The following is a 13,033-nucleotide window of genomic DNA, read 5'->3' on the forward strand; positions in this document are numbered from 1 at the left end:
TGTGGGTGCTACTACACGATTTTAATTGTCATTCAATTGTCAGCAAGACTAAACTTTGAGCATGAATTTTGAGCATGAAATCTATTCGTGTTCTACCACGAATATATTGGCGTAGAGGTTTGCCAATATCTGCTTTCCCTCTTGCGTCAGCTCTAAGTAGCGCAATCCATCCTGGATGTAAGGATAAACGACATTCCAGTAAAACTTCGGGTAGTTTTTCCGCAAATCTCCAGGATTTTTGTAACCCAAGGTTTTATTTACCCCGGTTTCTTCAAATTCATAGAACAATCCACTAATTTTTTGCAAGTAACGCGGATCGCTAAGTTGACCAATTAAATCTGCGGCACGAATTAAGCCCGGATAATTATTAGTATCTTGATGATCTGCATCTGCTGGCACAGGAAAACGAGTTAACTCAATATTCTTCTTGATCGTTTCTGTATCTATTAGTTTGTGACCGCCAAAACGTTCCTCTATAAACAGTTTTCCGCGATCTACATGATAAGGTGTAAGGCTGGCATCGGTTAAGCCGGTTGGCAACGAAATGAGCAAGTTTTCGATGCCTGTGGCATACACCCTTTCACTGGGTCGATCTTGCAGACAAACTCCCTTCACGTAGCCGATATCATGACACAATAAAGAAATGATGCAGTGCAACCAATCTTCACAACAAACTCCGCCCAAGCGGATATGTTTTCCCCGCAGAATTGCCTGTCCCACTAAGGTAACAAAGATGGTATGTTCGACGTTGTGATAAAGGGCGTCGCTGTTAGCAATATTTTCCAGAGCCATGTTTCCAGCCCAGACGATGATATCGGGGTAGTCTGGTTTAAGACCGCCGTAAGTGCGGCAGTAGGCAGCCCGCAGGCGTTCAACGAAGGTATCAATCATCACCATTGTGGGATTAAACATCTCTAGTCCCCTGATAAAATTGCGAGCGCAGTCATAACATTCAATTAACGAAAACGAATTGTTATAAATTGATTAAAATTTTGATAGATTCACTTGTTGGTCTAACCCTACTCTTTGAGGGGGTTTATTTTTGATTTATCTCCTAAATTAAAACACGCCTACTTGCTACTTATATCCGTAGTTTTACTTACATTTCCGCAGAGTGCAACCAGGAAAGCTCAGAATTTTTGGGTAATTTTTCAGGCTACAGCAAAACTAAAGAAGCTAGAGAATTCAGTTTCACTCACCCCTGTTACCCATCAGACCTGATTAGCTCAGAAAACCACAGGAAAGTTCAGAAATCTCCAGTTTTTCTTCTGTTATCTACTACTAGAGATTGTTTTTACTTGCACATTCTCAGCGTTTCTCAATGTAATGTAATACCATTGCACTAATTACCTGCAACAGAGCCGACAAATCCCTGCAATGGGAGCGCCGCTACTCTAACCAGAAGGAGGACAAAGAGAAATTTGCCAGTGTAGCGCCAGTAAAGCTAATGGGTGTAAGAAGATTGGGAGCAGGAGAGGATGACGCTCTTTTTGCGAAACGGCTACCTCCCTCAATCGTCAAGACAACCCAAAAAGAAGGTCACTTGCTATGTGGATTCAGCTTGTAAAATTTACTAAATGTTAGATACAGTAATCCTATTTGATTTGAATTCTTTTAGCAGGCCGTTAAAACGCATTAGCGTTAATAGAGCTATGCGTTTTCTTCGCTCTATGAGTGGGTAAAAAGTTTAGCAATTACTTAGGATTGTCATATATCAAACAGCCCTTTTAAGTAAACATGGAAATCAACGAAGCCTTAAGATTTATAGATGATTTAATTTTTGGTAATACAGGAAAACACTTAAACGATTTGGAAAGAGAAGTGTTTATAGGATCTTGGGCAGGGAAAACTTATGAAGATATTTATCCTTTGAATCCTCAATATGTAGAAAAAGATGTGGGCTATAAATTATGGAAGAAGCTTTCGGCAGTTTTGGGGGAAAGAGTTAGCAAAAAGAACTTCAAAGGAGCCATAGAACGCGCCCAGAAGCAGGCATTACACTTAGCCGACGTGCCACAGATCATCAATCAGAATTCTTTCCCCAAAGGAACCGAGATATTTACTAAGAGAATCTTTATCTCGCACCGCGCACAGGAGCCAGATCGGGGACTGGCAACTCAATTTTACGAAACCTTAAATGCTTCTGGATACATAGCCTTTATGGCGAGTGTAGGGGCACCGACAAGAGATATCCAGAAAGACGAGTGCCAGGGACATCCCTCCGAAAAAAGTGGATGGTCAGAGCCGCCTCTCCTTTCTCAAATTGATACAGAATTGCAGCAATGCGACTACTTTTTGTTGCTACTTTCTCCCCAAGCGGCGGGCAGTGAAATGGCGATCGAAGAGTTGCGAAGAGCAAAGGAATTGCGCTCTATCCAGAATAAGCCAGTGGTGCTAACGATTCGCGTTAATTGTCCCAAAAATACACCGTTAAATCACGATTTACGCAGCTATCTCGATGGAAATGAACAACTTGAGTGGAACTCGCCTGCTGACACTCCGAATATTCTACAAAAAATCCTGAGTTTACTGGCAGGAAGTGTGGAATCCGGCATTGTAGAGGCGGATTTGACTAAGATATCGGTGGGGATGTCAGAGGAATCCATCGATTCATCTCTAGGGAAGTCTGAAAGCCTGACTCGTTTACTTTCCCAGGAGGATGAGGGGACATCCGTCATCCTGCATTCTTCAGATGCACCCCTGCCAGTTGCAGAACCAGAGTTACCGAATGGTCAGGTGCGTCTGGCTTCTGCGTTTTATGTGGAGCGAGTTCCTTATGAAGCTCAGTGTTACAAGGAGATTTTGCAACCAGGAGCTTTGATTCGGATCAAGGCACCGAGACAGATGGGGAAAACTTCGTTGATGGCGAGGATTCTTTATCGAGCAAATGAGCAGGGTTATCGCACGGTGCCCTTGAGCTTTCAACACGCGGATACGGCAGTTTTTACAGATTTAAATCAACTTTTGCGGTGGTTTTGTGCCCGGATTTCTCGAAAGCTACGCCTTCCTCATCAATTAGATGATTATTGGACGGATACTTTTGGCAGTAAAGATAATTGCACGATTTATTTTGAGGATTGTTTGCTGTCAGCATCCGATAGTCCGTTGGTGTTAGGGTTGGATGAGGTGGATCGGGTTTTTCAATATCCCAAAATTGCCGACGATTTTTTTGGGTTGTTGCGGGCTTGGTATGAGGAGGCTGGCTATGGGAATGGAGATAGCGATCGCTGGCAACAACTCCGACTGGTGGTGGTACACTCAACGGAAGTTTATATCCCCCTCAATGTCAATCAGTCCCCGTTTAATGTAGGGTTGCCGATTGAGTTACCGGACTTTAGCCCGGAACAGGTGCAAGATTTAACTCGGCGGCATGGACTGAATTGGAATGCAAGGCAGGTTGAGCAATTAATGAGGTTAGTTGGTGGACATCCTTATTTAGTCCGATTGGCACTTTATCATATCGCTCAACAGAGGATTACGCTGGATCAACTGTTAGAAACTGCACCCACAGAGGCGGGACTTTACGATGACCATTTGCGAAGACATTTATGGAATCTGCAACAACATCCAGAGTTAGCAGATGCTTTCGCTAAAGTAGTGACGGCGGACACACCCGTAGAGTTAGAGTCGGTGCCAGCATTTAAATTGCATAGTATGGGGCTGGTACAGTTGCAGGGAAATTATGTCACGCCGCGCTTCAATTTATATCGGCAATATTTTAGCGATCGCTTGGGCAAAATTTAGATAATTATAGCGAGTTTGGCAGAATTGTTGCTAGAGGTGAGAAAATGCCTTCTCCATTTCCAGGGGTAGATCCATACTTAGAAAATCCTGAATTGTGGGCTGAGGTACATCATCGATTAATTACTGCGATCGCTGATGCCATAGCCCCCTCTATTCGCCCTAGATATCGAGTAGCAATTGGAAAGCGGATTTATTTAAGTGATGTAGAAGATCGGGTTGCGGTGATGAGGAGATTGTGAGCGAACCGATAGGTCGGCGCTTCGCTATCGCACTGGTAGCTAAAAGTATCGATTCAGTTATTAACGACTCACAATAACTCACTTATCAGAAACATGGTGTTTTCTACCCAATCAGAACCCCGTATGAGTCAACAGCCAAACCCAGGCTATAACTATAAAGTCGGTGGACATTTACCGCTTGATGCCCCCACTTATGTAGTGCGACAGGCAGATTTTGACCTTTATGAAGGGTTGAAGGCGGGGGAGTTTTGTTATGTGTTGAATTCTCGGCAGATGGGGAAAACTAGCTTGCGGGTGCAAACAATGCACAAGTTGCAAGCGGAAGGATTTGCCTGTGCAGCGATAGACTTGACGAAAATTGGTAGCCAGGACATTACGCCGGATCAGTGGTATGCAGGCGTGATCAGGCGTCTGGTGACGAGTTTCCAGCTTTCAGACCAGATTAACTTACAGAGTTGGTTGCGCGATCGCGCTTTTTTGCCTCCGGTACAGCGCTTAAGCGAATTTATCGAACAAGTGCTGCTAACATCAATCAGCCAGAAAATTGTTATTTTTATTGACGAAATTGATAACGTCCTCAGCTTAAATTTTAAGACCGATGACTTTTTTGCGTTTATCCGCGCCTGCAATGAATACGAACGTCTGACTTTTGCCTTGCTAGGGGTGGCGAGTCCCTCTGATTTGATGAAAGACAAAAATCGGACTCCTTTTAATATTGGTCGGGCGATTGAATTATATGGTTTTCAATTACACGAAGCGCAGCTTTTAGCAGGCGGATTAGCCGGGAAAATTAGCAATCCTCAAGAAGTGCTAAAAGCGGTATTAGATTGGACGGGAGGACAGCCGTTTCTTACCCAAAAACTTTGCAAATTAGTCCTTCAAAAAGCAGAGAAAAACTTATTACCTATTAACGAAATCCCAGAATGGGTTGAGAAATTAGTGCGATCGCGGATCATCGAGAGCTGGGAAGCAATGGATGAACCACCACATCTAAAGACGATACGCGATCGCATTCTCCGAATTGGACAGCGAAGTCGGGCGCTACTGGATCTCTATCAGTTAATTTTGCAACGAGATGAATTAGCATTTGATGAAAGTCCAGAACAAATTGATTTACTACTATCAGGAGCAATTGTCAAGCAGCAAGGGAAATTAAAGGTTTGCAACCGTATTTATGCTTCTGTATTTAACGAAAGATGGGTGAACAAGGCGTTAGGGGATATGCACGCCGACTTCATGCAAGTTGTTGCTACCCAAGAACAAAAACTTCTATCGATGCTTAGCGTGATGGAAGGTAAAACATTTGATGATATTCTTTCAGAAATACTAGGTTCTATTACTTTAAAAATAGGCGAATTACTGAGTGTAGATCGCACGACAATTTTCTTTATAGATGAAGAAAAAAGTGAACTTTGGTCAATTATCGCTAGGCATGAAGACGGAAATCATCCCGAACTTCAAATTTTGTCAAATAAAGAAACTAAAGGACGATTAACATATTTTAAAAAATTTGTCAGCACTCCCTTTAGTTTTTGCGACGATCCCGCTGAGTTGGAAGCGGACGAATCAGATACAAATAAGGGATATCGCACCTACAACGAGTTAATTTTACCAATATTAAATGAGCAGGGAGATTTAGTTGCTGTTGTTCAATTACTAAATAAATTAAAGCAGCCGAATAATCCACAAGCTCGCTTAACAGAAAGAATTGATAAATACGGTTTCACAGAAGCCGATCAAAAACAGTTTGCTGACTATGCTCCGGCAATTCGACGAATTCTAGAAAGATGCCAGTATTGTTACAAATTAACCCAAAGACTACAAGCCTCAGAGGCACTTACAGAAGCAACGCGATCGCTCTCTCAAAGCAGCCTTGATTCTGAAGAAGTCTTGGGTCGCGTCATGGATGCGGCAAAAAAACTGATGAATGCCGACCGCAGCACGCTTTGGCTAATCGATCGAGAGGCAAATGAACTATGGACAAAAATTCCTTTTGAGGACGGTTCTGTTCAAGAATTGCGAGTCAAAGTAGGGCAAGGTTTTGCTGGCAAAGTTGCCGAATCGGGAGAAACTTTAAATCTTCCCTTCGATCTGTACGATCGCCCTGATTCGGGGACAGCCAAGACAACGGATCAAAAGACGGGTTATCGCACTTGTAGTTTGCTCTGTATGCCCGTTTTTAGTCCTGATGGTGAATTACTGGGTGTTACCCAATTAGTGAATAAAAAGAAACCGGGTGTTTTTCCAGAATATAACCCAGATAGTTGGCCCGAAGCTCCCGAATGCTTCAAGGCTAGTTTTGATGGAAATAGTGAAAAATATATGCAGATTTTTAACTCTCAAGCGGGGGTTGCTCTGCAAAATGCCCAGAAATTTGCCAGCGTTAAACAAGAGGCAGAATCTCAGCAAAAAAATGTCGTTAGTCAAACTCTGGCGATGCTCAATAGTGTCATGGATAACCAGGGTTTTGATGATATTTTGGATAGCACCTTGCGTTCGATTACTCTCAAAACGGGTAAATCTTTGAGTGCCGATCGCACAAGTATCTTTTTATTAGATGAAGATAAACATGAATTCTGGTCAATTATTGCCGAAGCAGATGAAGATGGTTCTTTAGAAATTCGGATACCTGCCAATAAAGGAATTGTAGGCGAGGTAGCAGCCCGTAAAGAAGTTATTAATATTCCCTTTGATTTCTATGACGATCCTCGTTCTGGTGCAGCAAAAGAGCAAGACAAAAAAAATGGCTACCGTACTTATACAATGTTGGCGTTGCCACTCTTAAATGAACGCGGCAATTTAGTCGCGGTTATTCAGTTACTCAACAAATTAAAGCGGTTTGGAAACCGGACTGCATCCTTAGCCGAAAGAATCGATCAACAGGGTTTTACAAAAGCAGATGAAGAACGATTTGCGGAGAATGCCCCGATGATTCAAATGATTTTAGAAAGCTTCCGCTCTTATCATAAAACGGCTAGGGGGCAACGAGTGGCAGCCGCACTAATGGCAGCAGCTCGTTCAGTGAATCAAAGCAGTTTGGATCTTGAAGAAATTCTCAAGCGGGTGATGGAAGCAGCCAAGAAACTGATGAACGCCGACCGCAGTACTTTGTGGATTTTAGATCAAAAGGCTGGTGAATTGTGGACGCAGATTCCCTTTGACAATGGTTCGGTAAAGGAATTGCGGGTGAAAGTAGGACAAGGTTATGCTGGCAAAGTTGCCGAATCAGGAGAGCCTTTGAATATTCCTTTTGATTTATATTCTCGCCCAGATTCGGAGACAGCAAAAAAAACCGATCTTAAGACGGGTTATCGCACTTGTAGCTTACTATGTATGCCAGTTTTTAGCCCCGATGGTGATTTGATTGGGGTGACTCAATTAGTGAATAAAAGGAAGCAAGGAGACTTTACAGAATATGAAACACTTGAGCAATTAGCGTTTTTACAAGAGGAAGCTCCGGAATCTTTCAGGGCTAGTTTTGATGACAGCGACCAAAAATATATGCAAATTTTTAATAATCAAGCTGGCGTCATCCTCCAGAATGCAGAACTTTTAGCCGCAGTTAAAAAACAAGAGCGATCGCTTCGAGAAAACTTGAGTGAATCGTAGATTAAAGCGTTGGTTCAGAATTTTGTAAAAACCATACTTCACCTCTTCTCACTAACGTGAAGGGTTAGAATTTTAAATTATCTAAATTCCCGCCCCGTCAAGGAACTCTGAAATGAGCCGATTAGAAGCATTTGATATAACAGCTTTCTGAAGGCTAGAGTGCATGGCAACGGGTACATTTCTGTGAGTTTTTAACGCTTCAATTTCTTCCTCTAAAAATTGAATCCGGTCAAACAAAGCCCGTATCACTTCTGCTTCTGGATCTTGTAGGCTTTCATTATTGAGGGAACTATTCAAATTATCTTTGCAGCGGACAACCCGACCCGGAATCCCGACTACCGTGCAATGAGAGGGAATATCCCGCAAAACAACGGAACCGGCACCGATGCGGGCACTATTCCCAATTTGGATATTCCCTAACACCTTTGCTCCTGCTCCCACTACGACATTTTCCCCTAATGTTGGGTGGCGTTTGCCTATTTCTTTGCCAGTACCACCGAGCGTTACGCCTTGGTAAATCAGGGCATTGTCTCCCACAATTGCAGTTTCTCCAATCACAACGCCAATGCCGTGATCGATGAAAACGCCTTTGCCAATTTTGGCTCCTGGGTGAATTTCAACTCCGGTGAAGAAGCGAGCTAAGTGGGAAATCAAGCGAGGAATGAAGGGAAACCCAAGGCAATAAAGCCAGTGCGCCACCCGATGAAAGAAAAGTGCCTGTAAGCCTGGATAGCAGAACAGCACTTCCAGCCAATTGCGTGCCGCTGGGTCGCGCTCGAAAATTATTTGGAAATCAGCGATCGCAGTCTTCAGCAAGGGTCGCTTATACCTTCAAGTGTGAGATCGACAGCAGGCGCGATTGAATCACCTGTAATCCGGTAGGAATACCGTAATTCTTGCCCTAACTAGGAGTATGCCATAGCCTACCTGCAAAAACAACCCGTTAAACCCTATAAATCCTATCGGTAAACCGTAGTATACCGGCAAACTATGTTGACTTTAGATAATCCCAGGCGAGTTCCCCATCGACCTAGCCTCATACCTCGGATAGAAGTGTTCTTCGTTTTATGGTATTTAATGTACAGTAACTTGAGCGATAAACCGTAGATTAAAGACCTTCATTTAACCTAATTCGGTTTTTATCAAGGGAACCAGCACTTAAGGAAAATTGGGAAAGAGTCGCTATGAGTATTTTGATTCAAGACGTATCGAAACGATTTGGCTCCTTTCAGGCGGTTTCAGAGGTAAATTTAGGCATTAAAAGCGGCTCTTTAGTGGCGCTTTTGGGGCCTTCTGGATCGGGGAAATCCACTTTATTGCGGCTGATTGCAGGTTTAGAGGCTCCAGACAGTGGCAGAATCACAATTGCCGATCGGGACGTGACTCAGCAAAGCGTGCGATCGCGCGGCATCGGCTTTGTGTTTCAGCACTATGCGCTGTTTAAGCACATGACTGTCCGCCAAAACATTGCCTTTAGCCTAGAGTTACGCAAAGTGCCCAAAGTCAGGCTTCGACACCGGGTAGAGGAACTTTTAGACTTAGTGCAGCTCAATGGCTTTGGCGATCGCTACCCCTCTCAGCTTTCTGGGGGACAGCGGCAACGAGTGGCTTTGGCGAGAACCTTGGCTGTCGATCCTGAAGTCTTGCTGTTGGATGAGCCGTTTGGAGCGTTGGATGCGAAAGTACGGAAAGAACTGCGAGCTTCGTTGCGACAGTTACACGAACGGGTAAATGTCACTACTGTGTTTGTTACCCACGACCAAGAAGAAGCAATGGAACTTGCCGATCAAATTGTGGTGTTTAACAAAGGTCGGGTGGAACAGGTCGGAACAGCCGCAGAGATTTATGACCAACCAGCAACCCCGTTTGTGATGAGTTTCGTTGGCCCGGTGAATGTTCTACCGAGTAATGCTGGCATTTTTCGCTCATCAAACTTGGAGCCACCAACTTCTGATGTGTTTTTGCGTCCCCACGATGTCGCGATCCAAACTCTGCCTGAAGAAAATGCTGCCCCAGCCAAGATCAACCGCATTGTGCATCTAGGTTGGGAAGTTCAAGTTGAGTTGCGTTTTAAGGATGGTCAGGAAGTGACAGCCTATCTAACGCGCGATCGCCTGAACCAGTTGCAGCTGAAACCACAGCAGCGAGTTTATGTCAAACCCCAACACGCCAAGACCTTCCCCGCATACTCATTAACTTGAGCAATTAGGTAGTAACAACGTTACTGCTGGGTGCTGCAATTACTCAGGCACCATAGAACTCATGGGGTTGAGAGGCGTCGTAAAGACGAAATAAATCACTCCAGCTCCCAGCAGTGTAACGGCGAGGCTGAAAACTATCACCCAACGGTCTGTTGGTTCGTAAGTGTCCTCATCGATGGCGTCGCGGATAGCGAAGTAATGCCAAGAAGACAGTAACACCGTCACTAGACCCACCAAAGAGAACAGTAAACCTAACTTCCAGCCATTGCCTGGACGGTGTACCTGGGGCGGAAAGAAGTTGCGAAGACGGACGATGACGACGCCAAAACCCATCAAAGCGATCGCTGTCCGCATCCAAGCCAGATAGGTGCGCTCGTTCGCCAAGTGATCTCGCACCCGTGAGGAGTTCTGCCGCCCTTTACTCTGTGTATTGCTCATCTCTGACCCTCCATACAAGCACGGTAGAGTTAGCGACGCAGCAAATACTGCAACCCGATGACCAATAGCAACAAGCCGTAGAGCTTCTTCATTGTGTCGCCACTGGTGAATAAGAACATAAACGGCTGATTCACCAACAATGCTCCCAGGAGATTGCCCACCACCAGACCAATCGCAATAATCAAAGCATATTGAATACTCAGGTTGTTGTTGCGATAGTAGACGATCGCCCCTAGGATGCCAATCGGCAATATCTGAGCCGCAATCGATGTACCCGTGGCAATCTTTTGATCCAATCCCAATAACCAGACCATCGCTGGAACCATAATTGACCCACCGCCGATGCCAAATAGACCCCCAGCGAGTCCGGCAATCAACCCAATTAACAGGAGCAGAAGCAGTAGCGTAGACATAATACTTATCGGTGCTGCTGAAAAGGTAATGCTATTTATAGACTAAAAGAATTGACCTGTCTCACCCTTGTCTAAGATGAAGTGCCCAAAGTGTAACGCAACTGAGATATCTAAGAACGGTCACCGTAAAGGTAGGCAGTGCTACAAATGCAAGCACTGTGGTCGCCAGTTCCTCGACCATTACCGGCCTTGGCAGTATTCCAACGATGTCAAGCAACTGTGTCTGAAAATGTACCTCAATGGCATGGGGCTACGAGGAATTGAGCGAGTAACAGAGATTCACCACACAACCATCCTGCATTGGGTTCGAGAAGCCGGATTGTCACTACCGGAAGCCCCAGAGCCGGAGGAGATTCCCGAAGTCACCGCTCTTGACGAACTACAAACCTTTGTGGGCAACAAGCAAAACAAGCTATGGATTTGGACTGCTGTTAATCACAAGCAGACAGGTATCTTGGCTTGGAGAATCGGAGATCGCAGTGCAGAGACCTTCAAGCCTTTATGGTGGATTGTCAAAGGTTGGCAATCCTTCTTTTATGTCACCGATGGTTGGTCGGTGTACCCGATGTTTATTCAGGATGGAGACCATATCGTTAGCAAGATATATATGACCAGGGTCGAAGGCGAAAACACAAGGCTGCGCCATTATTTAGCTCGACTACATCGCAAAACCTTGTGCTACTCCAAGTCGGTTGAGATGTTGAAGTGTTCGCTGCGGTTACTGCTGCACTATTTGAAGTATCGAACGGTTCCTCTGCCTGCCTAAAACATTACCTTTTCAGCAACGCCTACTTATCTTTTTCTCTTTCGCTCCAGTTAAATTTCGTAGTGCCAGAACGGCTGTTGCTCTTGCAGAACAATGAAGCGGTGAGGCAGGCGCTGAATGATTCCCCGCTTCTCAAATTCATTGAGCAGTCGCGTCACCGTGACTCTGGTGGCACCAATGAGTTCGGCAATTTCCTGATGCGTCAAACGCAAATCAATCTGTTTTCCTTGCTCGATTTCACGACCAAACCTTTTTGCCAGCCAAGTCAACAGTCGCAGGAGCGAAGCGTCCACCGATTTGCAATGCAGAATCTCTATGAATTCTTGAAATTGCTGAATATGCAGAATCATCGACTCGGTGGCTTCTTGACACTTGCTCACCGGCAGAATTTTTGCCTCTACCAGGGTTAGGCATTCAATTTGATACGGGTCAGCCTTGGATAGAACTCTGCCAACAATATCTCCTGGCCCCCATAAACCGAGCGTAATGGTTGTGCCGTCTTCGAGCCAGGTCAAGGTGCGAACGACCCCAGTCTCGATTCTCCATAGATAATTCTGCTCTAAGGGTAATAGAGAGCGGCGTGAAAATGTCCGTCGCTTCAGGTGAGCAGCACTAAGTAATAAAAACGGGGAAGCAGTCATGGATAGTCATCCAATTTTAAAACAGCTACGAAAATCCAGAGCGATCGCAATTACGCTTGCCGAACGCTGGTTGCGGGGAGGCGTTGAAGAGGTTTCACCCAAATATACTATATTCCGCTAGGAAAACTGTAGATTAAAGAAATAAAATTGTCGCATTCCCGAAACTGGGCGGCAATCGATAGCACGGTATGAGAACAAGAATTGCTTGACTGGCTGGAATTGCCCGATCATTTGGGTGCAATTGTATTGATTCTCTCTGTGCAGTCAAAAGCTGTGTAGTCAAAAGATGATGACGCGATCGCTCTAATGTACGATGCGGCTACAGGGGGCGGTTACGAGATAATCGGCTCATAGTAGAAAGCAAGGCTGTTGAAGGAAAGCGTTTAGATGTCCGAGCCATTACTCATCGTCGATGTGCAATCTGGTTTTATCAACGACTTCACGCATCATATTCCGGAGCGTGTTGTCCGCCTTCTCCAGCGTCACGAGTACGCGCCAGTTCTGTTTACACGCTTTATCAATGTGTCCGACGGCCCGTACTATCGCTTTTTGAACTGGCACGGCTGCGACAGCGACGCAGAAACAAACCTTGTCTCGGAACTCGAACCCTTTGCCAAACCAGAACTTGTGTTCTCAAAGTCGGGACTGTGCGGAATGCCAGACAAACTGGTGAACTACCTGCGCGAAAATTCGATTGAGCGGATTTCTGTCGTCGGTATCGATACCGATATGTGCGTATTGAAGATTGCAATGGATCTGTTCGATATCGGCATTGAACCACTTGTACTGACTGATTGCTGTGCCAGTACAGCAGGTTTGCAAGCGCATTTGGCGGGACTAGCGGTACTCAGCCGCAATATTGGTGCCCAACGGTTGCACGATGCGGGTCTTGGAGGAGGGATGCTAGCTGCGCCGTAGAAGCAGCAGATGATAAACGGTTCGGTTAGTAAAAAGATGCCAGAATTTTCCCTCTGTAGAGACC

General features: G+C 45.0%; 11 protein-coding genes and 1 pseudogene. 7 read left to right on the forward strand and 5 right to left on the reverse strand.

All coding sequences use genetic code 11. The features are described 5' to 3' along the window. Positions 1-81: 81 nt before the first annotated feature. Entirely contained in the window at positions 82-912 is an 831-nt protein-coding gene (locus tag H6H02_RS11310) for an Npun_R2479 family HD domain-containing metalloprotein (RefSeq protein ID WP_190817602.1), read from the reverse strand. A gap of 825 nt (positions 913-1,737) precedes the next feature. Between H6H02_RS11310 and H6H02_RS11315 the strand changes: the two genes are divergently transcribed. The 3 genes and pseudogenes from H6H02_RS11315 to H6H02_RS11325 all read left to right on the forward strand — a co-directional run bounded on the left by H6H02_RS11315 (position 1,738) and on the right by H6H02_RS11325 (position 7,592). Beyond that, positions 1,738-3,744 (forward strand): AAA-like domain-containing protein, encoded by a 2,007-nt coding sequence (locus H6H02_RS11315; RefSeq protein ID WP_190817604.1) that lies wholly within the window; start codon positions 1,738-1,740, stop codon positions 3,742-3,744. 44 nt (positions 3,745-3,788) lie between these two features. After that, a pseudogene (locus H6H02_RS11320) lies at positions 3,789-3,968 on the forward strand (DUF4058 family protein); the annotation flags it as partial. Positions 3,969-4,106: 138 nt separating this feature from the next. Next, the gene (locus H6H02_RS11325) at positions 4,107-7,592 is read left to right on the forward strand and encodes a GAF domain-containing protein (protein ID WP_190817608.1); all 3,486 of its coding nucleotides are present in this window, start codon (positions 4,107-4,109) and stop codon (positions 7,590-7,592) included. 81 nt (positions 7,593-7,673) lie between these two features. Here the strand turns inward: H6H02_RS11325 and cysE are convergent, their stop codons facing one another. Further along, entirely contained in the window at positions 7,674-8,408 is a 735-nt protein-coding gene (gene cysE / locus H6H02_RS11330) for a serine O-acetyltransferase (RefSeq protein ID WP_190817610.1), read from the reverse strand. A 368-nt stretch (positions 8,409-8,776) separates the two neighbouring features. Between cysE and H6H02_RS11335 the strand changes: the two genes are divergently transcribed. After that, positions 8,777-9,793, forward strand: a complete 1,017-nt coding sequence (locus tag H6H02_RS11335) for a sulfate/molybdate ABC transporter ATP-binding protein (protein ID WP_190817612.1) — start codon at positions 8,777-8,779, stop codon at positions 9,791-9,793. A gap of 39 nt (positions 9,794-9,832) precedes the next feature. Here the strand turns inward: H6H02_RS11335 and H6H02_RS11340 are convergent, their stop codons facing one another. Both H6H02_RS11340 and H6H02_RS11345 read right to left on the reverse strand, forming a co-directional pair. Continuing rightward, positions 9,833-10,231: a DUF202 domain-containing protein gene (locus tag H6H02_RS11340; protein ID WP_190817614.1), complete on the reverse strand. Its 399-nt coding sequence runs from the start codon at positions 10,229-10,231 to the stop codon at positions 9,833-9,835. A 29-nt stretch (positions 10,232-10,260) separates the two neighbouring features. Then, entirely contained in the window at positions 10,261-10,644 is a 384-nt protein-coding gene (locus H6H02_RS11345) for a sulfite exporter TauE/SafE family protein (protein ID WP_190817616.1), read from the reverse strand. A 76-nt stretch (positions 10,645-10,720) separates the two neighbouring features. On the opposite strand from H6H02_RS11345, the gene H6H02_RS11350 reads away from it, so the two are divergent. After that, entirely contained in the window at positions 10,721-11,410 is a 690-nt protein-coding gene (locus tag H6H02_RS11350) for an IS1 family transposase (RefSeq protein WP_190817618.1), read from the forward strand. Between the two features lie 50 nt (positions 11,411-11,460). On the opposite strand, the gene H6H02_RS11355 is transcribed toward H6H02_RS11350, so the two are convergent. Then, positions 11,461-12,051: a Crp/Fnr family transcriptional regulator gene (locus H6H02_RS11355; protein ID WP_190817620.1), complete on the reverse strand. Its 591-nt coding sequence runs from the start codon at positions 12,049-12,051 to the stop codon at positions 11,461-11,463. On the opposite strand from H6H02_RS11355, the gene H6H02_RS27625 reads away from it, so the two are divergent. Then, the gene (locus H6H02_RS27625; protein WP_277922548.1) at positions 12,050-12,172 is read left to right on the forward strand and encodes a hypothetical protein; all 123 of its coding nucleotides are present in this window, start codon (positions 12,050-12,052) and stop codon (positions 12,170-12,172) included. The genes H6H02_RS11355 and H6H02_RS27625 overlap by 2 nt on opposite strands. A gap of 266 nt (positions 12,173-12,438) precedes the next feature. Next, positions 12,439-12,969 (forward strand): cysteine hydrolase, encoded by a 531-nt coding sequence (locus H6H02_RS11360; protein WP_190817622.1) that lies wholly within the window; start codon positions 12,439-12,441, stop codon positions 12,967-12,969. Positions 12,970-13,033: the final 64 nt, after the last annotated feature.

This window comes from Coleofasciculus sp. FACHB-1120 (genome assembly GCF_014698845.1).
In the GTDB taxonomy this organism is placed as follows: Bacteria; Cyanobacteriota; Cyanobacteriia; order Cyanobacteriales; family FACHB-T130; genus FACHB-T130.